Source organism: Parvularcula marina (assembly GCF_003399445.1).
Classification (GTDB): Bacteria; Pseudomonadota; Alphaproteobacteria; order Caulobacterales; family Parvularculaceae; genus Parvularcula; species Parvularcula marina.
Genome location: NZ_QUQO01000001.1, coordinates 937,337 through 962,566, shown reverse-complemented (window position 1 = coordinate 962,566; position 25,230 = coordinate 937,337). Strand labels below are relative to the sequence as shown.

At 56.1% G+C, this 25,230-nt stretch carries 23 protein-coding genes; 21 read left to right on the top strand and 2 right to left on the bottom strand.

Translation table 11 applies throughout. The features are described from left to right. Position 1: 1 nt before the first annotated feature. From DX908_RS04470 to DX908_RS04425, 10 genes are all read left to right on the top strand, one after another. The gene (locus DX908_RS04470; RefSeq protein ID WP_116391230.1) at positions 2-253 is read left to right on the top strand and encodes a MoaD/ThiS family protein; all 252 of its coding nucleotides are present in this window, start codon (positions 2-4) and stop codon (positions 251-253) included. Beyond that, positions 250-708 (top strand): molybdenum cofactor biosynthesis protein MoaE, encoded by a 459-nt coding sequence (locus tag DX908_RS04465; protein ID WP_116391229.1) that lies wholly within the window; start codon positions 250-252, stop codon positions 706-708. Before DX908_RS04470 ends, DX908_RS04465 begins: the two co-directional genes overlap by 4 nt. 14 nt (positions 709-722) lie before the next feature. Then, entirely contained in the window at positions 723-1,253 is a 531-nt protein-coding gene (gene moaB / locus DX908_RS04460) for a molybdenum cofactor biosynthesis protein B (protein WP_116391228.1), read from the top strand. Positions 1,254-1,257: 4 nt separating this feature from the next. Continuing rightward, positions 1,258-1,752, top strand: coding sequence for a cyclic pyranopterin monophosphate synthase MoaC (gene moaC / locus DX908_RS04455; RefSeq protein ID WP_116391227.1), 495 nt, complete (start codon positions 1,258-1,260; stop codon positions 1,750-1,752). After that, the gene (locus tag DX908_RS04450; RefSeq protein WP_116391226.1) at positions 1,752-2,945 is read left to right on the top strand and encodes a molybdopterin molybdotransferase MoeA; all 1,194 of its coding nucleotides are present in this window, start codon (positions 1,752-1,754) and stop codon (positions 2,943-2,945) included. The genes moaC and DX908_RS04450 overlap by 1 nt, the downstream gene beginning before the upstream one ends. Positions 2,946-3,185: 240 nt before the next feature. Beyond that, positions 3,186-4,295 carry a porin gene (locus DX908_RS04445; protein ID WP_116391225.1) on the top strand — a complete coding sequence of 370 codons (1,110 nt, stop codon included), beginning with the start codon at positions 3,186-3,188 and terminating at the stop codon, positions 4,293-4,295. Positions 4,296-4,334: 39 nt separating this feature from the next. After that, on the top strand, positions 4,335-4,871 hold the full coding sequence (locus DX908_RS04440; protein WP_116392983.1) for an arsenate reductase (azurin) small subunit: 537 nt from the start codon (positions 4,335-4,337) through the stop codon (positions 4,869-4,871). A gap of 21 nt (positions 4,872-4,892) precedes the next feature. Further along, a complete protein-coding gene (locus tag DX908_RS04435; RefSeq protein WP_116391224.1) occupies positions 4,893-7,355 on the top strand; it encodes an arsenate reductase (azurin) large subunit in 2,463 nt (820 codons plus the stop codon). A gap of 88 nt (positions 7,356-7,443) precedes the next feature. Then, positions 7,444-10,641 (top strand): beta-galactosidase, LacZ type, encoded by a 3,198-nt coding sequence (gene lacZ / locus DX908_RS04430; RefSeq protein WP_116391223.1) that lies wholly within the window; start codon positions 7,444-7,446, stop codon positions 10,639-10,641. 10 nt (positions 10,642-10,651) lie between these two features. Then, positions 10,652-11,770: a glycoside hydrolase family 53 protein gene (locus DX908_RS04425; RefSeq protein WP_158548489.1), complete on the top strand. Its 1,119-nt coding sequence runs from the start codon at positions 10,652-10,654 to the stop codon at positions 11,768-11,770. 5 nt (positions 11,771-11,775) lie between these two features. On the opposite strand, the gene DX908_RS04420 is transcribed toward DX908_RS04425, so the two are convergent. After that, on the bottom strand, positions 11,776-12,504 hold the full coding sequence (locus tag DX908_RS04420) for a FadR/GntR family transcriptional regulator (protein ID WP_116391221.1): 729 nt from the start codon (positions 12,502-12,504) through the stop codon (positions 11,776-11,778). A 323-nt stretch (positions 12,505-12,827) separates the two neighbouring features. On the opposite strand from DX908_RS04420, the gene DX908_RS04415 reads away from it, so the two are divergent. From DX908_RS04415 to DX908_RS04390, 6 genes are read left to right on the top strand one after another with little or no spacing between them, the layout of a single operon-like run. Further along, entirely contained in the window at positions 12,828-14,567 is a 1,740-nt protein-coding gene (locus DX908_RS04415; protein WP_116391220.1) for an IlvD/Edd family dehydratase, read from the top strand. A 2-nt stretch (positions 14,568-14,569) separates the two neighbouring features. Beyond that, positions 14,570-15,337, top strand: a complete 768-nt coding sequence (locus DX908_RS04410; protein ID WP_116391219.1) for an SDR family NAD(P)-dependent oxidoreductase — start codon at positions 14,570-14,572, stop codon at positions 15,335-15,337. Between the two features lies 1 nt (position 15,338). Then, positions 15,339-16,286, top strand: coding sequence for a 2-dehydro-3-deoxygalactonokinase (locus DX908_RS04405; protein ID WP_116391218.1), 948 nt, complete (start codon positions 15,339-15,341; stop codon positions 16,284-16,286). After that, the gene (locus tag DX908_RS04400) at positions 16,276-16,917 is read left to right on the top strand and encodes a 2-dehydro-3-deoxy-6-phosphogalactonate aldolase (RefSeq protein ID WP_199564579.1); all 642 of its coding nucleotides are present in this window, start codon (positions 16,276-16,278) and stop codon (positions 16,915-16,917) included. The genes DX908_RS04405 and DX908_RS04400 overlap by 11 nt, the downstream gene beginning before the upstream one ends. A 1-nt stretch (position 16,918) precedes the next feature. Next, the gene (locus tag DX908_RS04395) at positions 16,919-18,499 is read left to right on the top strand and encodes a sodium/sugar symporter (RefSeq protein WP_116391217.1); all 1,581 of its coding nucleotides are present in this window, start codon (positions 16,919-16,921) and stop codon (positions 18,497-18,499) included. 2 nt (positions 18,500-18,501) lie between these two features. After that, positions 18,502-19,422 carry an SMP-30/gluconolactonase/LRE family protein gene (locus DX908_RS04390; RefSeq protein WP_116391216.1) on the top strand — a complete coding sequence of 307 codons (921 nt, stop codon included), beginning with the start codon at positions 18,502-18,504 and terminating at the stop codon, positions 19,420-19,422. A 76-nt stretch (positions 19,423-19,498) separates the two neighbouring features. Here DX908_RS04390 and DX908_RS04385 read toward each other — a convergent pair whose 3' ends face one another. Then, the gene (locus tag DX908_RS04385) at positions 19,499-22,378 is read right to left on the bottom strand and encodes a glycoside hydrolase family 31 protein (protein ID WP_116391215.1); all 2,880 of its coding nucleotides are present in this window, start codon (positions 22,376-22,378) and stop codon (positions 19,499-19,501) included. Positions 22,379-22,597: 219 nt separating this feature from the next. Between DX908_RS04385 and DX908_RS04380 the strand changes: the two genes are divergently transcribed. The 5 genes from DX908_RS04380 to queF all read left to right on the top strand — a co-directional run bounded on the left by DX908_RS04380 (position 22,598) and on the right by queF (position 25,230). Then, positions 22,598-22,900 carry an SAF domain-containing protein gene (locus DX908_RS04380; protein ID WP_199564577.1) on the top strand — a complete coding sequence of 101 codons (303 nt, stop codon included), beginning with the start codon at positions 22,598-22,600 and terminating at the stop codon, positions 22,898-22,900. Then, complete coding sequence (locus DX908_RS04375; protein ID WP_116391214.1) at positions 22,897-24,093, top strand: UxaA family hydrolase; 1,197 nt, start codon at positions 22,897-22,899, stop codon at positions 24,091-24,093. The genes DX908_RS04380 and DX908_RS04375 overlap by 4 nt, the downstream gene beginning before the upstream one ends. A gap of 132 nt (positions 24,094-24,225) precedes the next feature. Next, positions 24,226-24,465 (top strand): hypothetical protein, encoded by a 240-nt coding sequence (locus DX908_RS04370; RefSeq protein ID WP_116391213.1) that lies wholly within the window; start codon positions 24,226-24,228, stop codon positions 24,463-24,465. Between the two features lie 66 nt (positions 24,466-24,531). Further along, complete coding sequence (locus tag DX908_RS04365) at positions 24,532-24,729, top strand: hypothetical protein (protein ID WP_116391212.1); 198 nt, start codon at positions 24,532-24,534, stop codon at positions 24,727-24,729. Between the two features lie 42 nt (positions 24,730-24,771). Further along, positions 24,772-25,230 (top strand): preQ(1) synthase, encoded by a 459-nt coding sequence (queF, locus tag DX908_RS04360; protein ID WP_116391211.1) that lies wholly within the window; start codon positions 24,772-24,774, stop codon positions 25,228-25,230.

The following is a 25,230-nucleotide window of genomic DNA, read 5'->3' as shown; positions in this document are numbered from 1 at the left end:
TGTGCTGAGGGTCGTCCTATATGGCAAATTTGTCGATCTGGCGGGGGAGCCAGATTTTGCACTCAAACTTCCGCAGGCCGAAATGAGTGTGGAAGAGGTCGTCAGTCTCATCGCGGAAACGCGCGGTGATCTGGCCGTCGAGCTGGGCAAAGAAAGTACACGGATCGCCGTCAATGACGTGCTTGATGTGACCGGGCCTCGCCTGACCGATGGCGATGAAATCGCCTTCCTGCCGCCGGTGAGTGGCGGATGAAGACCACTATCCGCGTCACGTCCATCGCTTTTGATCCGGCTGAGGAGCTTCGGAGTTTCGAAGCGGAGTCTGGAGATAATGGCGCGGTCGTCACTTTCCTTGGCAAGGTGCGCAAGGAAGATGAAAGTGCGCCGGTTGAGGCATTGACCCTGGAACATTATCCTGGATTGACCGAGCAATCGATCAAGGCGGCTTGTGATGAAGCTGGGCAACGCTGGCCGCTGGGAGAAATTCTGATCATTCATCGTGTCGGGCGAATGGAGCCGGGGGCGCCCATTGTGCAGGTCATTGCCTCTTCTCCGCACCGCCGGGCGGCATTCGAGGCGACAGATTTTCTGATGGATTATCTCAAAACGAAAGCGCTCTTCTGGAAAAAGGAAACGCGTCAGGGTATTGATCAGTGGATTGAGCCTCGTCCTGAAGATCATGATGATGCGGCGCGCTGGAGCGAATGAGATGAGGAGTTATCGTGCACGGTATCAATGAAGAACTGGAATTCGTTCCTGTAAGGATTGCCGTACTGACCGTTACGGACAGTCGAACACGCGAGAATGATACCTCGGGCGATATTCTGGCCGGGCGAGTAGAGGCGGCGGGGCACGTTCTGGCTGACCGTGATCTGCTTCGTGATGATGCAGAGCAGATCCGTGCACGCATGACGTCGTGGATCGAAGATCCGCAAGTCGATGTTATCATCTCGACAGGCGGCACGGGCCTGACGGGAAGGGATGTCACGCCAGAGGCCATTCGCCCTCTGTTCGACAAGGAAATCGAAGGCTTCTCAGTTATTTTCCATCAGGTGAGCTTCCAGTCCGTGGGGCTCTCAACGCTTCAGTCGCGGGCAACGGCCGGCGTTGCGAAGGGGACATTCATCTTTGCGCTGCCGGGCTCGAATGGTGCGGTGAAAGATGGGTGGGACAAGGTGATCTCCTTCCAGCTCGATTCCCGGCACCGGCCGTGTAACCTCGTCGAGCTGATGCCGCGCCTGCTTGAGAAATAGGCTGATGACGAAAGATCTCACGCATTTTGACAGTGAGGGCCGTCCCCGCATGGTCGATGTGACGGCCAAGGAGGAAACGGCGAGGCACGCTGTGGCCCAAGGCAGTGTGCGGTTTTCGCAAGCGGCCTTCGAGCTTGTCTCTCGTGAAGGAGTGAAGAAGGGCGATATCAGGCGGATCGCGGAGCTGGCTGGCGTCATGGGCGCCAAGAAGACGGCGGATTTGATCCCGCTTTGTCACCCGCTGCCGATTTCAGGCGTGGATGTGCAGGTGGAACCTGAACCCTCCTTGCCCGGATATAAAGTGACGGCAAGCGTCAAAACGACAGGGCGAACAGGCGTCGAGATGGAGGCCCTCACTGCGGTTAGCATCGCGTGCCTGACCATCTATGATATGGCGAAAGCCGTCGATAAGGGGATCGAGATCGGCTCTATCCTGCTGGTCGAAAAGTCCGGCGGCAAGTCGGGTGATTATCACCGTACTGATAAGGCATCTTCCTGATGCTGAGTGTCGATGAGGCGCTGAATATCCTGCTCGATGGGGCAGGACCTCTGGGTGAAGAAGAAGTCCCGGTCGGTGATGTGGTGGGGCGCGTTCTCTCTTCACCAGTCCATGCCCGACTGACGCAACCACCGTTTCGCGCTTCCGCCATGGATGGTTATGCTGTCCAGCACACGGAGAATATGGGTGCCGGCAATCAGCTAGAGGTGATCGGTGAAGCGGCGGCAGGTGCTCCATTTGATCGTCCAATCGGGCCGGGAGAAGCGGTGCGCATTTTCACAGGCGGCGTCGTGCCGGAGGGGGCGGACCATGTCGTCATTCAGGAGGATGTCGAAAGATCGGGTGATCAGATCACGATCACTGCGTCGCAACCTAAGCCCGCCAATATCCGGCCTGCCGGCATAGATTTTCACGAAGGTGATCTCTTGGCGGAGAAGGGAGTGGTCTGTCATGCGCTGCACCCTTCACTCTTCGCGGCAGCCAACCTTCCTGCGGTCATTGCCTATCGGCGGCCAAGAGTGGCGCTCTTTGCCAATGGGGATGAATTAAAGGCGCCCGGTTCGAACTTGCGAAATGGCGAGATCGTCAATTCCAATCATTACTCTCTCAGTGCAATGATGAAAAATTGGGGGGGCGAGCCGCACTATCTTGGATGCGCCGCAGATGACCCTGAAGCAATTGCTGCTGTTCTAGAGAAGGGGAAGGCTTTCGATCTCATCGTGCCGATAGGTGGCGCGTCAGTTGGCGATCGAGATTTCGTCAAGCAGGTCTTTCGGGATCTCGGCGGAGAAATGCTTTTTGAAAAGGTGGCGGTCAAGCCAGGGAAGCCTGTCTGGCACGGTATGCTGGGGAGCGCGCGTGTCGTCGGGCTTCCGGGCAATCCTGCATCAGCGCTGGTCACGGCGATACTTTTTATCGGGCCACTGCTCAATCGGATGTTGGGGAGGCAAGAGAGTTTTGTGTTTAGGCAGGCACCACTGACTTCCTCCTTAAAACCAAACGGGCCGCGCGAGAGTTATTTGCGTGCAGAATTCAAGCTCAATGAGGCCGGTCAGCCGGTCATTACGCCAGCGGGCAATCAAGACAGCTCGCTTCTGCTGCCATTCGCAAATTCCAATGCTCTTATTCGGCGACAGCCCCATGCCGCTGAGGGCATTCCGGGCGAATATGTCGACTATCTGCCGATTTTCTAAAGCGGTATTATTGGCGGTCTGAGCGATGCCGCATTCGATCATCAGTTATAGAACGATGATTGGAATGTTCTGGATATCTCGAATTTCTTTGCATTGCACAGGATTTCTCATCCTTTCCGTAATCCTCGAATTGCAGAAATAAATCGTAGACGGATGGAACTTCACCATCAGACGTATTTTTGTTAAGCGTGAAGGGTGCCATCTTACTGGTGGCGCGTTCGGCCGACTTTAGGGGATAGCATGAAGATCAAGGTAGGGGCGCCGCTGGCTGCCAGTTTTGTGGCGTTGATGGCAACGAGCTGGGCCGGTGAAGATCAGAAATATGATCTTACCTTATACGGACTAGGACATTTGTCTCTGGATCAAGCCGATAACGTCCCGGATGATGCGGCGCGTCTTGCCAGTAATTCTTCCCGCATCGGCGCGCGCGGAAAATTCCGCCTGAATGATGCGATCGCGGTGATCGCCCAGTTCGAACAAGGGATCGATCTGACAAATGCCGGTAGTAATGACGGGAACGGGCCGGGCGATACGAGCGATGTATTCACCCGAGCCCGTGATTCCTACATTGGTATAACGGGAGCGTTCGGTACACTGAAATATGGTCGGCAGGGTCTCCTCAATCAATGGCTCTATGACGTTAATTACTTTGCCGACCAGGTGGGGGATCTCGGCAATATCTGGGGCGGCACGGGATATGCCGGACGCGGGGACAATACGGTTTCCTACGAAACACCGGATTTCAACGGCTTCAGCGGGATCGTTCTTTATACTGCTTCTCCCTCCGATACGGCGGATGACGAGATCTTTGCTTTTAAAGGGCAGTACAAAAATAATGGCTGGTCCTTGGCGGCGGCTTGGTCAGAAGCGACCCCGATGGTCTCCAGTCTGGAGGAGCACACGGTTGCTGCCCTGACCGCGCAGTTCAGATTCCCGAAAACGACGATGAATGGCATCGATATCTCGGGCTCGGTGATTGGTGCAGGCTTTCAGTCGGAGTCGGATATTGGCGGTGTCAGCGGCAATGACCGCGACAGTTTTACGCTAGGCGGCGCCCTGAATGTAGACGGGCGCCATACGTTCAAAGCGCAGTATACGATGAGCGATTCGGAGTACTCCGACGGCGATGCCAACCAGTTTGCGCTCGGATATGATTTTGCGTTGACTGATTATCTTACTTTGTATGCGGCCTATGCTGAAACAAGGAATGACGATCTTGCCGCCTTCACGGCGAATAATTACGGCCACGGCAAGGCGCAGGGACCGGATAGTTTGGGCGCCGATCCGGCGGTCTTCTCCATCGGTGCGGTCTTTTCATTTGAATGTTCCTGTAGTGATTGGGGCAAATAAAAAGCAGCCCGGTCCAATGGGTTGAAGGAAGGGATGATCATGCGCAGATGTGACAAGCTGATCGACAAAGGGCGCCGGCAATTTCTGGGGGCGGGAGCCATTGCCACCGTAGGCGCGGCCGCGACGGCCTGCGCGCCTTCCGCCCAGGCTGATGTGAACAAGGCCAATCCATCAGGCGGTGCCATTCTCTCTTATCCGAGGGTACGCCTTGCCAATATGGCGGAGCTCAAGCTCAATGAACCTCATAATGTGAGCTACCCCGATGAAGCGGCACCGGGGGTGCTTTTAAAGCTCGGTCAGCCAGTTATGGGCGGCGCGGGGCCAGATGGTGACGTGGTCGGATTTTCTGTTCTCTGCCCGCATCAGGGCTACCCCCTCAGCTATCATGCGGAAGACAGATCATTTAATTGCCCGGGCCATTACTCCCGCTTCGATGCGGAGGCGGGTGGCCAGCAGATCTGGGGTCAAGCGAGCCAGAACCTGCCGCAATACCTCCTGCGGGTAGATGATAAGGGTGATATCTATGCGGAAGGCATAGATGAGCTCCTCTACGGCCGCCTCTCCAACACATTGTAACGCCCGCCCGAGGATACACTCATGGCTTTCAAGCGACATATCGACCGCCTGCCTATCATTCCTGCATCGGCAAAGAAGCATAATGTCACCTGCCCCTATTGTATTGTCGGTTGCGGCTATCACGCCTTTACCTGGCCAGTGAATGAAGAGGGCGGCAAGGCAGCCGGCGAGAATGTAATGGCCACGGATTTATCCGGGCAGCAGCCTCTTGCAAGTGATGCCTGGTATTCGCCCGCCATGTATAATCTTGTCAAACAGGACGGTAGAAATGTTCATCTTGTCGTCAAGCCGGATCACGGTTGCGTTGTGAACGGAGGGCTCAGCTCTGCGCGCGGTGGCCGGACAGCGGAGAACCGCTATTCGACGGCGCGACAGACACAGCAGCAGCGGCTTACCGAGCCGCTTGTCTGGCGGTACGGTACCTGGCAACCGACGGGATGGGATGACGCGCTTTCCCTTGCGGCTGACGTCACGGCACGGATTATCGCTGAGTATGGGGAGGACGAGCTTTTCGTCTCCATGTTCGATCATGGCGGCTCGGCGGGCGGCTATGAGAATACGTGGGGGACGGGCAAGCTCTATTTCGAGGCGATGAAGATCCGGCATTGCCGTATCCACAACCGTCCGGCCTATAATTCCGAAGTCCATGCCTCCCGCGATATGGGGGTGGGGGAGCTCAATAACTGCTATGAGGATGCTGAACTCGCGGACACGATTTTCGTCGCGGGCGCAAACTCGCTTGAGACGCAGACGAATTATTTCCTCAATCACTGGGTGCCCAATCTGCGCGGCGCCAGCATGGCGAAGAAGCGCGCGCAATTGCCGGACGAGCTGCATGCGCCCGCCCGGATCGTCATTGTCGATCCGCGCCGGACGGTGACGGTCAATGCCTGTGAGCATGAGGCGGGGGCGGAGAATGTCCTTCATCTCCAGCTCAATTCGGGGACGGACCTTGTCCTTCTCAATGCGCTCTTGACTTATATCGCCGCGCAGGGATGGACGGACAGCACCTTTATTGAGGCGCATACGAAGGAATTCGACAAAGCGATTAAGGCCAATCAGATGAGTCTCGATGAGGCGGCGTCGATCACTGGGCTCAAGCCGGACGATATCCGGAAAGCTGCCGAATGGATCGCCGCGCCGAAGGAAGGCAAACGCCGCAGGACCATGTTCGCCTATGAGAAGGGTATCATCTGGGGCAATGACAATTACCGTACCAATGCGGCGCTCGTAAATCTCGCGCTCGCCACCGGCAATGTTGGCCGCGAGGGCGGCGGCTGTGTTCGGCTGGGTGGGCATCAGGAGGGGTATGTACGGCCCTCCGACGGGTTTATCGGTCGTCCGGCGCCCTATATCGATGATCTCCTCATCAAGGGAAAAGGCCGTGTACACCATGTCTGGGCCTGCGATCATTACAAAACCACGCTGAACGCCGCCGAATTCAAACGCGTTTATAACCGCCGGACCAATATCGTGAAGGAAGCGATGGACAAGGCAATCGGCGGCACGCGCGAGTCCCTTATCGACGCCATTATTGAGGCGACGGGTAAAGGGGGGCTCTTCGTCGTCAACGCCGAGATCATTCATTCCCAGATCGGGCAGGCCGCGCATGTCATTCTGCCAGCGGCGGAAAGCGGGGAAATGAACCTCACCTCGATGAATGGCGAGCGCCGGATGCGCCTCACCGAGCGCTATATGGACCCGCCGGGATCAGCGAAGCCCGATTGCCTGATTGCCGCAGGTGTTGCGCAGGCGATGGGGCAGTCCTTCGCAGCGCTCGGCCAGCTCGAGACGGCGGCGAAGTTCGAGGTCTTTGATTGGCAGACGGAGGAAGATGCCTTCATGGATGGCTATCACCTTCATGCGGGTGGCGGGGAGCATGTCACCTATGACCGCCTCCGCGCGATGGGCAATAACGGGTTTCAAGAACCAGCCACCGGCTATGGCGATCAGGGCATCATTGGCACCAAGCGGCTTTATACGGATGGGAAGTTCAGCACCGATGACGGCCGGGCGACATTCATGGAAACCGAGTGGCGCGGCCTTCAAGCGCCCGGCAAAAAGGAACAGAAACGGAAATTCCGCTTCCTCATCAATAATGGCCGGTCCAACCTCGTCTGGCAGAATGCCTTTAGCGATCAGGACAATGACTTCGTCACCGACCGTTATCCCTATCCTTTTATCGAGCTGCACCCGGATGATATGTCAGAGCTTGGTGTAACCAAGGGCGATCTTGTCGAGGTCTATAATGATGACGGCGCAACGCAGGCCATGGTCTATCCCACGGAGACCGCTCGGCGCGGGGAGAGTTTCATGCTGTTCGGCTATCCTACCGGTCAGCAGGGCAATGTCATCAATAATGGCGTCAACGAACTCGTCATCCCGAATTACAAGCAGACCTGGGCGAATATCCGGAAGCTGTCCGGTGCGCCCGTTGCTGTCTCGCATCTTTCCTTCAAGTCGAAGGAATATAGACCGGGCTAGGGTCGGAACCGCACGAGTGAAGTGCAGTTCGCCAGATTGTCTTCTGGTATGATAAATCGTATGAAAGCCTCAAAAATGAGGTGTACTCATGCGACAGGGAGAAACGCGCCGGGGGCTTGCCGCCCTTGTCGGGGCGATGTGTCTGGTGACAGCTTGCGGGGAAAAATCGGAGACGTCCGGTGCCGAAGAGATGAAGGTAGCGGAAGCCGCCGTATTCAATCCGGATGCTTGGAAAGACCCCGAAATCATCGAGATCAACCGGCAGTCCGCGCGCGCCTATTTCATCCCATTTGAGAGTGTTGACCTCGCAGAGGCGGGGGATCCGTCCGCATCCGCCTATTTTAAAAGTCTGGATGGCGACTGGTCTTTCCACTTCGCTCCGAACCCGGCGGGTCGGCCAGCGGGGTTCGAGGCGCCGGACTTTGATGTCAGCGGCTGGGACACGATCGATGTGCCCTCCAACTGGGAGCGCCGCGGATATGGAAAGCCGCATTATGTGAATGCGGATTATGTCTTCGGGGCCAATGAGCCTATCGTGCCGGAGAATGACAATCCGGTCGGCTCCTATCGGCGGGAGGTGGATATCCCCGAAAGCTGGGACGGACGGCGGGTTTATCTGCGCTTTGGTGCAGCGAATTCCGCGCTCTATCTCTGGGTGAATGGCGCCTTTGTCGGCTATAGCGAAGATTCAAAACTCCCGGCAGAATTCGACGTAACGGATTATGTCCGCCCGGGAACCAATATGATTGCGGCACAGGTCTTCCAGTGGTCGAGCGGGACATATCTCGAGGACCAGGATTTTTGGTCGATTTCGGGGCTTGAGCGCAGCGTGCATCTTTTTGCCCAGCCCGAAACCCATCTTCGCGATGTCTTTGCGCGGACGTCTCTATCCGATGACATGAGCGCCGGAGTCCTCGATCTCGATATCGATGTAACTGGCGGCGGAGAGGGGTACGCTGTCACCTATACGCTCTCGCGGGGCGGGGCGACCCTCGCCAGCGGTGAAGCATCGCCCACGGATGGTAAGGCGAGTTTTGCGGCCGAGATTGCCGATATCGCGGCATGGTCGGCGGAGATGCCGCATCTTTATCATCTCCTCATTGAGCTGAAGAATGAGGATGATGAGACCATCGAGGCCATGACGGAGGAAATTGGCTTCCGGCGCATCGAGGTGGTGGACGGACAATTGTTGGTCAATGGCAAGGTCATTATGTTGCGCGGCGTCAATCGTCATGAACATGATCCCATCAATGGCCGGGTTGTAACGCCCGAACTCATGACCCGTGATATCGAGCTGATGAAGCAACTCAATATCAATGCGGTGCGCACGTCTCATTACCCGAACGATCCGTACTGGTATGATCTCACCGACCTCTACGGCATCTATGTCATCGATGAGGCCAATCTCGAAAGCCACGCCTATATGAATGGCGGGCCGGATATCTGGCTGGGCAACAAGCCCTATTTCTACGATTCGCACCTTGCGAGGGTGGGGCGCATGATCGAGCGGGACAAGAACCACCCCTCCGTCATCATGTGGTCGATGGGCAATGAGGCGGGGCTCGGCGTCGCCTTTGAGGATGCGGCCGCCGCCGCGAGAGAACGCGATCCAAGCCGCATCGTCGGCTACGAGGGGACAGGTCAATCGACAGGCATTCACAACCCCCGCGATTATCTTGATCTTTATACGCCCATGTATGACCGGGTGGCGGAGATTGAGGATTATCTGACTAAGGATTATGGCAAGGCCATCATCCTCTTTGAATATGCGCATGCGATGGGCAATTCGCTTGGCGGAATCAAAGAATATTGGGATCTCTTCTGGCGGGAACCCATGGCGCAGGGCGGGTTCATCTGGGACTGGGTAGATCAGACCTTTCTTGAATATGATGAGGAGGGAGCGCCCTATTGGGCCTATGGCGGCGATTATGATGAAGGCCGCAATGACGGTAATTTCCTCGCCAATGGCCTTATCCAGCCTGACCGGACATTAAATCCGCATGCCAATGAAGCCAAGAAGGTGATGGAACCTGTGGCCTTCAGGATGGCGGACCCGGCTACTGGCGAGCTGACCATCATCAACCGGCATGATTTTCTAGACCTCTCCCGTCTCGATCTCTCGTGGGTGATTGAAGAGGATGGGATCAGAGTTGCTGAAGGTGTCATCGACACGCCTTATATTCCGGCGGGGGCAGAAGCAGTGATCTCTCTACTGCTTCCGGAGACGAATCCTTCGCCGGGCAGAGAATACTTCCTTACCGTCAGGGCTGTGGCGAAGGCAGACTATCAGTCGCTCGTCCCGGAAGGTCATGTCGTGGCGTGGGAGCAATTCGCGCTGCCCTGGAATGTGGCGGCGATACGGGCAGACCGCGCTGGTGGAACAGTTCGGGTGCGGGAGGAGAATGATACGGGCGTCACCTTGACGGCGGGCGACGTCACGCTGGTGATCGATAGCCGTGGCCGGCTGGCCAGCCTCACCGATAGCGATCGTGAGCTTGTCAAAACACCCCTTGTGCCAAATTTCTGGCGGGCACCCATCGATAATGATGTCGGCGGGCGGATCAACGAGACAATGGCCATCTGGGAGGACATGGCCGCGAGCCGCAAGCTCCTGTCCATGGAAACGGCGCGCGGGGAGGATGGCGGTGTCGATGTGACGGTTGAGGCCGGTTACGGCGACGGTGCTCTCGGCTACCGGACGATCTATAGCGTCCATCCGGATGGCCGGGTGCATGTGAGTAATGTCCTGACACCGAAAGATGGCAAACTGCCGGAATTCTACCGTGTGGGAATGACCATGCAGGCGCCAGGCGCGCTTGATCAGGTGGAATGGTTTGGCCGAGGCCCGCATTCTTCCTATTCAGACAGGAAGAGTGGGGCTGCCATCGGGCTTTATCAGGGCGCCGTGGCCGATCAGTTCCATGACTATTCCCGACCGCAGGAAACCGGGAACAAGGTCGATATCCGTTGGCTCGCTGTCACAGAAGCGGACGGCGCGGGGCTGCTGGTCATTGGCGATCCGCTGCTCAGCGTGACGGCGCTGCCATTTGATAATCAGGATCTGGCACTCGTCCCCGGCGGGCAACGCCACGGAGCGGAGCTGAAACCGACCGGCGTGACGACTCTCAATATCGATCTCGCCCAGATGGGTCTTGGCGGGGACAATAGCTGGGGCTTCTGGCCACTGGAGGAATATCGGCTGCCGCTGCAATCTTACGAATATGGATTCTGGCTCGTGCCGCTCGGCGCAGGAGATGTGGCCCGCGATATCGCACGGCGTCCGTAAGGAGGACATCATGATACGGTCTATTTTGCTTGCCTCTTCCGCATTGTGCCTCGTCTCATGTGGCGGGCAAGCCGAGGAGACCAGACTCTATCTCGGCGCGGATCTGTCATACGTGAACGAGATGGAGGATTGCGGTGCTGTCTATCGCGATGATGGAAGGGAGGTCGATCCATACGAGCTCTTTGCCGAGAAAGGCGCCAATCTTGTTCGCTTGCGTCTGTGGCACACACCTGACTGGACAGAATATTCGACACTGGCTGATGTGACGGAAGCGATCCGCCGGTCGCAAGTGGTAGGCATGGAAGTCCTCCTCGATTTTCACTACTCGGATGACTGGGCCGACCCAGGCGATCAGATTATCCCTGCCGCCTGGGCCGATATCGAAAGCGATGAGGAACTGGCGGAGGCTGTCTTTGTCTATACGCGCGACACGCTCCTCACTTTGAACAAGCAGGGTCTGATGCCTGAAATGGTACAGGTCGGGAATGAAACGAATACGGAGATCCTGCTGCCCGCGAATGTCCCAGAAGACACCGGGATCAACTGGGAACGCAATGCACTCCTTCTCAATGCAGGCATCAGGGGCGTACGCGAAGCGGGCCGTCAGGCGGGCAAAACGCCTCTCATTATGCTGCATATTGCACAGCCGGAGAATATCGAGCCTTGGTTCGAGGCCGGTATGGCGGCAGGGCTTGAGAATTTTGACCTCATCGGCATGAGCTATTACGCCAAATGGTCCTCGAAGAATATGGAGGAGATGGGCGAGACGATCAGCCGTCTGCGTCATAAATACGGCAAAGGCGTGATCGTCGTTGAAACATCCTATCCATGGACCCTCGAAGGGCAGGATGAAGCGGGGAATATTCTGGGAGAGGACTCCCTTATCCACGCCTATCCCGCTACATTGGAGGGGCAGAAACAATATCTCCTGGACCTGACGCAGACGGTCATTTCGAATGACGGGCAGGGTGTTGTCTACTGGGAGCCGGCCTGGGTCACAAATTCATGCTCGACGCGCTGGGGCACAGGATCACATTGGGAGAATGCTGCCTTTTTCGACTATGACGGTATGAACGCGCATAGCGGATTTGATTTCTTCTCGGCCGATTATCGCTACCCGGAAGAATAAAGCACTCAGGCCATGGTTTCCTGCATGCTGTCGAGGCGGGTCACTTCCTCTGAAAGAAGGGCTTTGGCTTCTAGCAGCATGTCGCGCATCAGCTGTTCGGCTTGCCCGGCATCACGGGCGCAGATCGCGTCATAGATCCGTTTATGGTCGTCATAGCTCGCACGCTCAACGCCTTTGCGTTTATTCGTGATACGGATAGAAAATTTAAGCGCCACCTCAATCATGTGCCGGAGGCTCCAGAAAAACCGGTTATCACTGGCTTTGAGGATTTCAGCGTGAAAGGCGATGTCGGACTGGATGGGATCGTCATCCCCGAGTGTCGCATCCTTCATCCGGGCGAGGGCGGCTTCTATCCGGTCATAGGCTTCAAGACTGCCATGCCGGGCGGCGAGGGCGGCAGCAGCAGGCTCTATAGCCAGCCGTACGTCTATGAATTCCAGCATCAGCGGCAGGACATTCTTGCGCTTGAGCATCCAGTTGAGAATGTCCGGGTCCGCCAAATTCCATTCTGTCTCAGGCTCGATGATCGTGCCGCGCCGCGGCCGGGTGGTGACGAGTCCCTTGGCCGATAGCACTTTCATCGCTTCGCGAAGGACCGTGCGGCTGGCACCGAATTCCTCGATCAATTGCTGCTCAGTCGGCAGGGCGCCCCCCGCGGGACGTTTGCCGGTGGCGATGGAGGAGCCGAGCTCGTCGACGATCTGGTCGGTAATGTTTCGAGGCCGATAGGTCATGTCCTCAGGTCCTACCATAGTATCATATGATGGTAAAAGCGCATGATGGCTGCACTTTTCCGATGTCCCGCTCCCTTGGAACCCTCTATTTTTGCGGTTCTGCGGTCTGGCCGATGATGGATGGATTTTCTGCAGCCATGCGGAAGTGCCTGATGATGAGTTGCTGCTGACAGGCAATGTGTGATTAGGTACTATTCATCATACCTGAGGCTGTGGCCGCTTGAACGAAGATAAAAAGACAAAGGACATGGGGCGGAGACGTGATGGGGGAGGGCCGGGAAAGGCTTGCCGCCACGAACTCTCCGTGACCGGAGCGACACGATATGGCGGACGATAATTCCGAACGGCCTGTGAAACCGCGGCGCAGCCAGCACAGCTATGGCAAGCTTGACCGCGACGGCTTCATTCATCGCAGCTGGATGAAGGCGCAAGGCCTGCCCGACGATGTCTTTGACGGTCGGCCGGTGATCGGCATCTGTAATACGTGGTCGGAGCTGACGCCATGTAACGCGCATCTCCGGGAGATTGCTGAATATGTGAAACGCGGCGTCTGGGAAGCCGGCGGCCTGCCGCTTGAATTTCCGGCCATGTCGCTCGGCGAGACCCAGATGCGGCCCACCGCCATGCTGTTCCGCAACCTTCTCGCAATGGAGGTTGAGGAATCGATCCGGGGGAACCCGATTGACGGCGTTGTGCTCCTCGGCGGCTGCGACAAGACCACGCCCGGCCAGTTGATGGGGGCGGCGAGTGTCGACCTGCCGACGCTGGTCATTTCCTCAGGGCCGATGCTGAACGGCAAGTTCCGTGGGAAGAATATTGGGTCGGGAACTGATGTCTGGCGGCTTTCCGAAGCCGTCCGGGCGGGGGAGATCACCAAGGAAGATTTCTTCGCCGCTGAATCGGCCATGTCCCGGTCTCGTGGCTTCTGTAATACGATGGGGTCGGCATCGAGCTTTGCGGCTGTCGCGGAATCGCTCGGTGTCGCGATGCCATATAATGGCACGCTGCCTGCCGTTGATGCGCGCCGTCAGGCGATGGCCCATATCAGTGGGCGGCGTATTGTCGAATTAGTGAAGTCCGATCAGCGCCTGTCGAGTTTTCTCACTCGTGAAGCCTTTGAAAATGCGATCATGGTTCATGCCGCGATTGGCGGTTCGACGAACTCCGTGATTCACCTGCTGGCACTCGCTGGCAGGGTCGGGGTGGAGCTCACGCTTGAGGATTTTGACAAGGTCGGAAAAGGCATTCCCTTGCTCGCCAATATTCAGCCCTCGGGCGAATATCTGATGGAGGATCTACATTATGCCGGCGGTCTGCCTGCGTTGATGAATGTCCTGAAGGATAGGCTGCATGTCGGAGCGAAATCTGTCGAAGGACGAACCGTTGGCGAGATTTTCGACGGTGCGGGCGTCTATAATGCGGAAGTCATCGCGAGCCTCGATAATCCGATCAAAGAGGATGCGGGTATGTGGGTGCTGCATGGCAACCTTGCACCTGACGGTGCACTGATCAAACCGAGTGCGGCCACGAAGGAACTGCTATCGCATCGGGGAAAGGCGGTCGTCTTCGAGAATATCGAGGAATTCAAGGCGCGTATTGATGATCCCGACCTTGAGGTGGATGAAAATTCTGTCCTGCTGCTGAAGGGCTGTGGGCCCAAAGGCTATCCCGGGATGCCGGAGGTCGGCAACATGCCGCTGCCTGAGAAGCTTCTCAAAAAAGGAGTGCGGGACATGGTCCGTGTTTCTGATGCAAGGATGAGCGGGACCGCATTCGGGACGGTCGTCCTTCATGTGTCTCCTGAAGCCGAGGCGGGCGGACCGCTGGCCTTCGTTGAAACGGGTGACGAGATTCTGCTCGATGGCCCGGGCCGGAGGCTGGAACTGCTCGTCAGCGATGAAGAGCTGGCTAAGCGCCGTGAGCGATGGGCAGGTCCGACAGAACATTCCACACGCGGCTATGTCCATCTTTATACAAATCATGTGCAGCAGGCGAACAAGGGATGTGATCTCGATTTCCTCGTTGGCGGAAGCGGCGATGAAGTCAAAAGGGAGTCGCACTGACCATGACGGCGCTGACCATATATCCGAGCCTGAAAGACCAGTCCGTGTTCATCACGGGCGGGGCAAGCGGCATCGGGGCGGCGTTTGTGGAAGCTTATTTGCAACAGGGGATGACAGTCGGGTTCGTCGATTACGATGAGGAGGCTGGTCATGCGCTCTGTGAGCAGATGAAGGCATCAGGACTTTCTATGCCATGGTTTCGCAAGCTCGATGTCACGGACGTGCCGACGCTCAAGCAGGCAATAAGCGATTTCGCAAAAGCAACTGGACGCCTCGATGTGCTCGTCTCGAACGTCGCCAATGACACGAGGCAGGCCGCGCTTGATGTGACTGAGGAGGAATGGCGCGGCTGCATGGCCGTCAATCTGGATGCTGCATTCTTTGCCGTTCAGGCGGCGGTGCCAGAGCTGAAAAAAGCAGGTGGCGGCTCAGTCATTATCATGAGTTCGATTACGCCCTTGCTCGGCCTACCGAACATGTCGGGCTACGCAACGGCGAAGGCTGCGCTGCTGGGCATGACGAAATCCCTCGCCAATGAGTTCGGGCCAGACAATATCAGGGTGAATGCGATCCTTCCCGGCTGGGTGATTACGGAACGGCAGAAGCGGCTTTGGTACACGGATGAAGAGGCTCAGAACTGGCAAAACACTGTGCCTCTCAAGAAAACAATCCTTGCGCCGGATGTCGCTAAGCTCGGCCTGTTTCTGGCGGCGGATGACAGTGAGATGATCACCAGTCAGCACTTCATCATTGATACGGGGCGCGTCTGATATGTCCGTGCCGGGAGATCTCATTTGCGGCATGTGGGGCACCACGCATCTGACTCTCTGGCGCATGACTGGCGATGAAGGGGCCCCCGTTCCGAATATACAGGACAGTCTCTCCGGGCCGGGGGCGGCCAAGATCAACAGGGAAGACTTCGAGCGTGTCGTCTTTGATCTGGTAGAACCGTGGCTGGATGAGGGTATATCGCAAGATATCCTGCTGGCCGGCATGGTGGGGTCCACAATTGGCTGGGTTGATGTTCCTTATGTCGCTTGTCCGTCCACGCCATTCTTCGAATGCCATTCAATGCAGTGCCGGGATGCGCACATATACATCGTTCCGGGTATGTCATGCCGCAATGAAGATGGCGCACCGAATGTCATGCGGGGGGAGGAAACCGAGATTGCCGGCTGGCTGGCACTCGATCCTCTCCGGCGGGAGGGCGCGCATCTTGTGGTCATTCCGGGTACGCACACGAAATGGGTGAGGGTTGAGGGCGGTATTGTCACCGGCTTTCTGACTAGTGTCGCGGGGGAGCTGTTCGCGGGCTTCCGACAATCCGGCGTTATCATTCCCATCGATGTGGAATTGGGCGTTGAGCCGGGCAGCAGTTTCCTGGAAGCGGTGGTAACAGCCCAGAATAATGGCTCTCTTGTCCATGACATTTTTTCCGTCCGGGCACGGCAAGTGCTGGATGCAGAAGATGTGACCAGCGCGGCTGAGCGTCTCTCGGGCCTTATCATTGGCGCAGATATCTCAGGCGCCCTGCAGGCCATGAGAGATGGCAGTGACGTCGATAGCGTCACCTTGATCGGCGCTCCCCATCTGCAACGCAGATATGAAGTCGCGCTCGAAGCCTTCGATATCAAAGCGCAAACGCTCGATGCAGAGCTCGCGGCCACTGCCGGTCTCTGGGCGATCGCGCAACGGGGAGGACTCAGCCATGCCGGTTGATCGGCTCAAAGAGCATATGGCGGAGATGCCGATTGTTGCGATCCTCCGCGGCGTGACCCCGTCCGAGGTGGAAGATGTTGCCGCTGCCCTAATCGAAAACGGCGTTGGGATCATCGAAGTCCCACTCAATTCGCCATCCGCTTTTGAGAGTATTGAAAAACTGGCTACCCGGTACAGCGAGGTCGCGATCATCGGTGCGGGGACTGTCTTGACGGTGTCTGATGCTGAACGTGTGGCAGCTTGCGGTGGTCAGATCGCCGTCGCGCCGAATACCAATCCCGAGATTATAAAAGCAGTTCTCGGCCACGGCATGATTCCAATGCCGGGCATTTTCACGCCCACTGATGCCTTTACGGCCATCGAGGCGGGGGCTGAGTTCCTGAAGCTGTTCCCGGCAGGAACGATCGGGGAGGTTGGACTGAAAGCCATGATGGCCGTTCTGCCAGAAGACATCTCCGTCCTTGCGGTCGGCGGCGTCGGGGCCAGCAATATACAATCATGGTTCGATGCAGGCGCCGCAGGTTTCGGCATCGGTAGTGAGCTCTACAAACCCGGGGATACACCGGAACAGGTTGCACAAAATACAGCCGCTTTGGTTGAGGCGGTAAAGTTTATTCAGAGGGGAAGCTGAAATGGGCTTGGAAACACTCGATTATGTGGTGCTGGGCATTTACGCCTTGTCACTGGTGGTAATCGCTACACTGGTATCGCGGGAAAAGGCTGGCCATAAGAAGGACACTGAGGATTATTTCCTCGCGGGCAAGGCATTGCCGTGGTGGGCAATTGGCGCCTCTCTAATCGCTGCCAATATTTCGGCTGAGCAGATCATCGGCATGTCGGGGTCGGGCTTTGCGGTCGGCATGGCCATCGCCTCCTATGAATGGATGGCCGCCATCACCCTCATTCTTGTCGGGAAATTCGCGCTACCGATTTTCCTCAAGCGCGGCATTTATACCATGCCGCAATTCCTAGAGAGCCGGTTCGGCCCGTCAGTCAAATATGTGATGAGTGTCTTCTGGATCGTTCTTTATACGGTTGTGAACCTCACCACCATCATGTGGCTTGGCGCGACGGCCATCAACACCCTTACCGGTCTTTCCATGTTCCATGGGATGATGGCGCTGGGCGCGTTTGCAGCGGCCTATTCACTTTATGGCGGGCTGAAGGCGGTCGCGCTCACCGATATTATTCAGGTAGTCCTGCTCGTCTTTGGGGGTATCCTGATTAGCTGGATCGCGCTTGGTCAGATCAGCAGCACGGGCAGTCCGGTCGATGGTTTTGGTGTGCTGATGAGTGAGCTGCCTGGCAAGTTCGACATGATCCTTTCACGGGATAATCCTGAATACAAGAACCTTCCCGGCATTGGCGTATTGCTCGGCGGGATGTGGATCATGAACATATCCTATTGGGGATTTAATCAGTACATCATCCAGCGGGCACTTGGCGCAAAGGATATCAAGGAAGCGCAGTCGGGTATCCTGTTCGCTGCCTTCCTTAAAATGCTGATGCCTTTCATCATCGTCATTCCCGGGATTGCAGCGGCGTATCTTGTGGCGAATGGAACAGTCCCCGCTTTTGAGCGATCAGATCAGGCCTATCCGACCATGATGGGTTTTGCGCCGGTCGGTATTAAAGGGTTGATTTTCGCAGCGCTCGTTGCGGCCATCGTCTCTTCGATCGGTTCAATGATGAACTCCATTTCGACCATCTTCACGATGGATCTGATGAAACCGCTCTTTATGAAGAACGCCTCCGAACAGCGGCTTGTGACAACAGGCCGTATCGTGAGTTTTGGTGCGCTGGTGGCAGCGCTCTTCATGGCGACTCCATTGCTCGGGTCGGCGGATCAGGTCTTCCAAAAGATCCAGAACTGGACGGGCCTCGTGACCCCCGGCATCGTTGCGATCTTCACGCTTGGCATGTTCTGGAAACGGGCAACCGAGATTGGCGGCCTTGCGGCCGTGATTTCATCCGTCGCGCTGTCCGCTCTGTGGCCAAATCTCTTCCCCGATATGCCGTTTATGGACCGGGTCGGCGTGGTCTTCCTTCTGGCGATGGTGATCGGTGTCGTCGTCTCCTTCCTTCAAAAACAGCAAAGCGAGGAGAAAGTCGTCGATCTGGCGGGTATCAGCTTCAGAACCGGGACCAGTTTTAATATCGGCGCAGTCATCATTACCCTGATGCTTTTCGGCCTCTACGGATATTGGTGGTAGGCATGCGCCGGTCCGACCTCATTGAAGTCATCGATGTCGGCAACGAACTTGGCGAAGGCGTGCTCTGGCGCGCCTCCGACCAGACTGTGTGGTGGGCGGATATTCTGTCCATGCGGCTCTACCGGTTCAATTGGGATGATCATGGTGTCACGTCCTTCAGGACACCGGCGCGACTAACTGCCTTTTCCTTTGTGGAGGGAACGGACGCTGTCCTGCTCGCGGCCTTTGATGAAGGGCTTGCCTATTTCGAGCCGGAGACAGGCCGGACGGAATGGCTTGATCGTCCCGATGCACTTGCAGGGAAGGGGGTGCGGCTGAATGATGGCCGTACCGACCCTCAGGGGCGGTTCTGGGTTGGTTCCATGGTGGAAGGACAAAATGAGGGAGGCGAGTTGGCATCCGGTACGCTTTACCGGGTCGATGTGGACGAGAAGCTTGTCCCGGTAATGGGCGGTATACGGATATCGAATGGCTTGGCCTGGTCGCCAGATGGAAGTGAGCTTTACTTTGCTGACTCGCCGACAGGGAAAGTGTCGAGGGCGAGTTTTAACAAGGCCACCGGCGAGCCGGGGCCGTTCGCTGATTGGCTCTCGATCGAAGACGCCTCTCCAGATGGTGGTATGACGGATGCGGAGGGGTATTACTGGTCGGCCCTATGGGGCGGTTCAAGAGTGCACAGATATTCGCCGTCTGGCGAGCTGGAATTGTCATTGAAGATTTCATGTCCCCAGCCGACCTGTGTCGCGTTTGGTGGGCCGAGGCTTGACCATCTCATCATCACGAGTGCGCGGACCGAGTTGTCTGATGACGTGCTCAGTGAACACCCACTGTCAGGGGGGCTTTATATTTTTGAAACTCCCTTTCATGGCATAGAGTCTGTCAGATACAAGGGATCGAGCTGGCGTCAGCACTGGCCGGACTGAAAGAGGGAGGGAGGTTGATGTAAACTCTCCCCTGAACAAGACCGAAATAAAGCCTGCCCTCTCCAGCATTGCGGTGTCAGCGAGTGATCGTGATCTCTTCTCCGGAATATGTCACAGTCTCATCAGCCTCTGCATCCTCAGAAAAGCCGTCCTGACCGACGGAGACAACCCATTTCACATTGAATGTACGCGTTTCTGCGACACGGAAAGGACCAGTGATCGCACCAATTGTCAGTGTGCCAGTTTCATCATTCCAATGCAGGGGTATGGAAGAATAGGCGCCTCTCTCATAGTCATATGATGTGCCGTCATCTTCATACAGATGCGTCTCGCCATCTGCACCGGTATAGATATAAAGCGTAATCGGTGCGTCGGGGTTTTCGCCTGTGTACTGAATGACGGGTCCCGTTGCGACAATCGACCCCGCTTTCACATGCAGCGGCATGCGGGAGAGGGGCGCTGCGGCCTTAATCCACTGGCCACCATCCAGATTCTCTCCAGTATAAAAGTCATACCAGTCGGCCCCAGCGGGCAGATAGAGCCGGCGAGTGCGGGCCTTGAATTCATGAACCGGGCTGACGAGAAACGCGTCACCAAACATATATTGGTCAGCTATATCCCAACTGGTGCGGTCGTTTTCGAAATCCATGACGAGGCCGCGCATCATCGTGCCATCTTCATGGAAGAGATCCGCTCCCATCGTATAGATATAGGGCATGAGCTGATAGCGAAGCCGATCGTAATAAACGAGGCTTTCATAAACTTCCGAGCCCTCTTCTGCGAGGTTATAGATCTCCCTGAAAGGATACTCGCCGTGGCTGCGGAACAGTGGTGCGAATGATCCGAACTGGAACCATCGCAAATTCAGCTCCCGCCACTCTTCGAGGTGGGCAGGGTCTTCAGTCGTGTAGCGCGCTTCAACGGAAAATCCACCGATATCAAACGTCCAGTTTGAGAGCCCCGCCATGTTCATATTGACCCCGGCGGAAATTTGCTCGCGCAGATCGTCCCAGCGGGCAACGATATCGCCACTCCATGCAGCGGCACCATAGCGTTGAAGGCCGGGAAAAGCGGAACGGGTCAGGATAAAGACACGTTTGTTCGGATCGGCACCGGTGCGCTCTCCTTCATAGACAGCGCGGGCATTGGGCAGGGCGAAAGAGTTGAAATACTCCTCTCCCGAACCGCGTTTAGAAGTCATGCGTTTAGCGCGTTCGGCATGTTCCAGATTGGAGTGCATATCGGGTTCGGTTGCATCCATCCACCAAGCGTCGAAGCCCAGAATATCGAGATTCTCTTGCATCTGTCGCCAGAATATCTTCCGGGCTTCTTCAGGATAAGGATCGTAGAAGGCATTAAGATACCCAGGCCCGACCCAGTCGAGGGCGCCTGCGTCAAGATTGCCCCGAGAGATATAGCCCTTCTTATCTAGCTCTTTAAAATTCTCGGTCGTCGGATAAAATTTAGGCCAGACCGAAATCATGATCCTTGCATTCATGACGTGAACTGCCTCGACCATGGCTTTCGGATCAGGGAAACGTGAGGCGTCGAACTCGTGAGACCCCCAGGCATCTTCTGGCCAATAGAACCAGTCCAGAACGATATTATCGATCGGAATGTTCCGATCACGATACCCTTGAAGAGCGTCGAGGAGTTCTGTTTGCGTGGTGTACCGTTGGCGACTTTGCCAAAAACCGTATGCCCATTTCGGCAGCATTACGGATTTACCTGTCAGTTCGCGATAGCCTGCGATGACGTCATCCATGTTTTCGCCATGAATGAAGTAATAGTCGATAACATCTGCAACTTCTGAAGAAAGCGAGAGCTGCTTGTTTGCAGCGGTGTCCATCGGGTCAAGATGCAGCATACGGAAATAACCGTCATTTCCGGTCCATTCGACCCTGATGTCGATTGGTTCTCCTGCGGTCATGGAGGCGGTGAAGTTGAAGTAATATGGGTTCCAGTTCTGGCGCCAGCGGTCGACAACCAGCTCGCCATCAACCCAGACTTTGACGTAATCGCTGCCATAAACCCTGAACTTATGCGTTCCGTCTACATCAGATTCGATAGATCCTTCCCAGGTGACAAGATCAGGTGAGGTTGTGACAAGTGGCGCCGGGAACACATCGCGCACGGATTGTCCAGTTTCGAACTGGTTGGGTGGCAAGAACTGATAATCGGGATCAGTTTCGCGCGTTTCCGCGACGATCTCGCCATTCTTGAAATAGATGCCGGTCAGGCCGCCTTCACTGCCGTCAGCTCCCCTCACAATCAGGGATTCGCCAAGACCTTTATAGGGACGAGGATCACCGAATCTGGTGATCGAATTATTATCCCACAAAATGCCGTAGTCGCCCGTCGAAACAAGGAAAGGCATGGCGATAGAGATATTGTGCTGGGCAAGTTCAACATCCTCGCCATTGAAATTCATCTGGCCATTCTGGTGCTGGCCTAGTCCGTAAAACCCTTCATCCGGATCGGATGCGAATGTCTGGTGGATACGGAAGAAATCCTTACCTTCTATGATGGTCGGCGTAAAATTTCGCGACGGGTTCTCGGCGAGAAGCTCCTCCCCATCAGCCGTCAAGAAAGTGACCTTCCCATCTTCAAGTCTAACAGCTGCGGTGAGTTCTTGGGTTGAAAGCCGAACCGCTCCATCAACGATCTCAGTCTCGAATGGGACCGATCCGGCATCGCCATCTATCATGAGGCTTTTGGCGCGATGGAAATCATCGCCCGGCGCGGCAGCTGTGACACGAAAGATCGTATCAGAAATGGCTTCCAGCCGTACCATGCCCGCGTCTGATGCAGAAGGCGTCACCGTAATGCCAAGCTTAGAAACAGTATATTGCGCGTTTTGAGGCTCTTCAGCTTCGGGAGAACTTGATGCGTCTTTGGAACCACCACAAGCCGTCAGTATCGTGATGGCTGTGAGGGCCGTTATGGTCTTCCACATTCTATTTCCTCCCATCAATAAGTTTTCTATCCTTGATAGGTCATCTTCACTGCAAAGTCTTTGGTTGAAAATTTCAGTTTAAAATTCAATGGTTAGGTTGCTAGAAGGTATGGAGCCCACATTTTTATGGGCCGTGTTGCTATCCGCAGAGGGAAGTGGACCTTCTCGTGGAGACGCAATTTTTGACGGAAAAGTATGATGGCTTTAAATAATCAACCGTTGGCTGACAAAATTATCCTGCTTCACCCGGATGATAATGTAGTGATTGTGAAGCGTGAAATTCTCGAGGGTGATGTAATCGAAGTGGGTGGGCGAGCGATAGTCATGACGAAGATGGTGTCGACGGGATATAAGCTTGCCAGAAAGGATTTGAGTTCCGGTACGCGGATTCTCAAACATGGCGCGCCAATAGGGTCGCTGACCGATAAAGTCACCACTGGTGAAATCGTACATTCACATAATCTTCAGTCTGATTATATCAAAACCCATGACCGCGATACAATTGATGAGGGGCATGTATGAGAGGGTATCCTCGTCAGGACGGTCGCAAAGGCATCCGCAATGTCACGCTCGTCGCTTATCTGGTCGAATGCGCCCATCACGTCGCGCGGGCGATTGTGACGAATGCGAATGACACGGATGTTCATCTGATAGGGTTCCCGGGCTGTTTTCCGAACAAATACGCCTTCAACATGATGCAGTCCCTCTGTACCCACCCGAATGTCGGAAGCGTGCTTCTCGTATCTCTTGGGTGTGAGAGTTTCCATCGATCGGCGTTGAAACGATACATCGAAGAATCGGGCCGGCCGGTTGATATGCTTGTGATTCAGGAGGCAGGTGGTACGCGTTCGTCGATAGAAACCGGCGTCGAGGCTGTCCGTCATTTGCGTGAAGCATCGGCCATCGACACGGTGCCGATGGATATCAGTGAACTTGTCGTTGCCACCATCTGCGGCGGTTCTGACGGCACCAGCGGCATTACCGCCAACCCGGCGGTCGGCCGGGCTTTTGATCGGCTTGTTGAGCAAGGGGCCGCCTGTCTCTTTGAGGAAACCGGGGAGCTGATCGGGTGCGAGGTCATCATGGCGGATAGAGCGGTCACGCCTGAGCTCGGTCAGGAGATCGTCGCTGCGGTCGATAAAGCGGAGCGCTATTACAGTATTCTCGGTTTCGGTAGTTTTGCGCCCGGAAATGCCGAGGGCGGATTAACGACCATCGAGGAGAAGTCGATGGGCGCTTATGCCAAGTCCGGCTCTTCTCCGATTAGTGGCCTCTTGAAACCGGGCGATCATCCGCCGTCCGGCGGTTTGTACCTTCTGGATGTCGTGCCCGATGGCGAGCCGAGATTCGGCTTCCCGAATATTTCTGACAATGCGGAGATTGTGGAGCTGATGGCGTGCGGGGCGCATGTCACCCTCTTTACGACCGGGCGGGGGTCGATTGTCGGCTCCGCCATTTCGCCGGTCATCAAGATCTGCGCTAATCCGGATACGTACAGAAAACTTTCCGGTGACATGGATGTCGATGCGGGCGCGATCCTTGAAGGTCGCACGACTCTGGACGAGGTCGGCGCGGAAATTTTCGAGCTCGTAAAGTCGGTTGCGGGCGGTAAGCGTACAGCCTCCGAAGAGTTGGGGCATCAGGAGTTCATTCTGACCTATAAGCAGTTCGAGCCCGCTGGCCCTGCCTGCTTGCCGAGAGCGGCACGAGCATAGCGACTGCATTCAAGTCGGTGCGCCGCTCGGGGCTGATGAGGAGCGTTTTTCATCACCTGAAATTCATGCTGCGGCGCAACATTCATACTTGCTGATGGGCATATGCATCCCCATATGTACGTCGGTAGATGAATGATGAAACGAGATACCCGCATAGAGCGGATGGCGATGATATTCGCTGTCCTGGCTGCGCAATTGGGGACCGCCCATGCGCAATACGAGGCCGTGTCTGAAGATAGCGCGGTGGTCTTCATCTTCGCCTTTGTCGGGGCGTTGATCCTTTCCGCATATGTCGCCTCGAAAATGCTCCGGCCGCGCCGGAAGCTTTCGGACGAACCGATCATTCCAGTCCCTCTCCCTCGTAAGCGGTAGCATCGTCTGGGCTTTAAGGCTCGGCTGGTATAGCTTGAGGTCGCCTTTCTAAGGAGGAGAGCCTCAATGCTGTTTAATCTTCTGGCTGCGTCAGCAGCTACCAGTACCGAAAGCGGTGATCCCTCCACAGTGCTGCTCTTTGTTCTGGCGGGCGTTGCCGTCCTGATCCTTTTTGCCTTTCTGGCGAGCAAGATGTTCAAGCGTCAGGACCCCGAGAACTACGAAGAATATCCTTTGCCTTTGGACGGGACGAACGACGACTAGCCAGCTTGCGGGCGGGCCCGGGATAGGCGAGACGTATCTCATATGACCAATTCCCCTGAAACCACCCTTCTTGGCCGTGACGCGGCGCTGCCATCTTCGCCAGAAGAGGCGAAGCTCGATCCCGTGCCGAACCCGCATCCGGATGTGAATTATCTCGCCCGTTTCGTGGCGCCGGAATTCACCTCGATCTGCCCGGTGACCGGACAGCCCGATTTTGCGCATCTCGTGATCGATTACTGTCCGGATGCGCATCTCGTTGAATCAAAGTCGTTCAAGCTTTTGCTTGGTTCGTACCGGAACCATGGCGCCTTTCATGAAGACTGCACCATCGATATCGCCAAGCGCATCATTGCGGCGGTGAAGCCCCGCTGGCTGCGGATCTCGGGCTATTGGTATCCGAGGGGCGGTATTCCGATTGACGTTTTTTATCAGACCGGCGATCCGCCTGACGGTCTCTATGTCCCCGAAACCGGGGTGCAGCCATATAGGGGCAGGGGATAG

Excerpts from the sequence above, each read along its gene's own strand:
- DX908_RS04420 (WP_116391221.1), bottom strand. The coding sequence starts at position 12,504 with ATGACCTATCGGCCTCGAAACATTACCGACCAGATCGTCGACGAGCTC.
- DX908_RS04385 (WP_116391215.1), bottom strand. The coding sequence starts at position 22,378 with ATGTGGAAGACCATAACGGCCCTCACAGCCATCACGATACTGACGGCT.
- DX908_RS04440 (WP_116392983.1), top strand. The coding sequence starts at position 4,335 with ATGCGCAGATGTGACAAGCTGATCGACAAAGGGCGCCGGCAATTTCTG.
- DX908_RS04445 (WP_116391225.1), top strand. The coding sequence starts at position 3,186 with ATGAAGATCAAGGTAGGGGCGCCGCTGGCTGCCAGTTTTGTGGCGTTG.
- DX908_RS04400 (WP_199564579.1), top strand. The coding sequence starts at position 16,276 with ATGCCGGTTGATCGGCTCAAAGAGCATATGGCGGAGATGCCGATTGTT.
- DX908_RS04370 (WP_116391213.1), top strand. The coding sequence starts at position 24,226 with ATGATGAAACGAGATACCCGCATAGAGCGGATGGCGATGATATTCGCT.
- DX908_RS04390 (WP_116391216.1), top strand. The coding sequence starts at position 18,502 with ATGCGCCGGTCCGACCTCATTGAAGTCATCGATGTCGGCAACGAACTT.
- DX908_RS04450 (WP_116391226.1), top strand. The coding sequence starts at position 1,752 with ATGCTGAGTGTCGATGAGGCGCTGAATATCCTGCTCGATGGGGCAGGA.
- DX908_RS04365 (WP_116391212.1), top strand. The coding sequence starts at position 24,532 with ATGCTGTTTAATCTTCTGGCTGCGTCAGCAGCTACCAGTACCGAAAGC.
- DX908_RS04395 (WP_116391217.1), top strand. The coding sequence starts at position 16,919 with ATGGGCTTGGAAACACTCGATTATGTGGTGCTGGGCATTTACGCCTTG.
- DX908_RS04465 (WP_116391229.1), top strand. The coding sequence starts at position 250 with ATGAAGACCACTATCCGCGTCACGTCCATCGCTTTTGATCCGGCTGAG.
- moaC (WP_116391227.1), top strand. The coding sequence starts at position 1,258 with ATGACGAAAGATCTCACGCATTTTGACAGTGAGGGCCGTCCCCGCATG.
- DX908_RS04415 (WP_116391220.1), top strand. The coding sequence starts at position 12,828 with ATGGCGGACGATAATTCCGAACGGCCTGTGAAACCGCGGCGCAGCCAG.
- DX908_RS04375 (WP_116391214.1), top strand. The coding sequence starts at position 22,897 with ATGAGAGGGTATCCTCGTCAGGACGGTCGCAAAGGCATCCGCAATGTC.
- DX908_RS04425 (WP_158548489.1), top strand. The coding sequence starts at position 10,652 with ATGATACGGTCTATTTTGCTTGCCTCTTCCGCATTGTGCCTCGTCTCA.
- DX908_RS04410 (WP_116391219.1), top strand. The coding sequence starts at position 14,570 with ATGACGGCGCTGACCATATATCCGAGCCTGAAAGACCAGTCCGTGTTC.
- DX908_RS04435 (WP_116391224.1), top strand. The coding sequence starts at position 4,893 with ATGGCTTTCAAGCGACATATCGACCGCCTGCCTATCATTCCTGCATCG.
- lacZ (WP_116391223.1), top strand. The coding sequence starts at position 7,444 with ATGCGACAGGGAGAAACGCGCCGGGGGCTTGCCGCCCTTGTCGGGGCG.
- DX908_RS04405 (WP_116391218.1), top strand. The coding sequence starts at position 15,339 with ATGTCCGTGCCGGGAGATCTCATTTGCGGCATGTGGGGCACCACGCAT.
- queF (WP_116391211.1), top strand. The coding sequence starts at position 24,772 with ATGACCAATTCCCCTGAAACCACCCTTCTTGGCCGTGACGCGGCGCTG.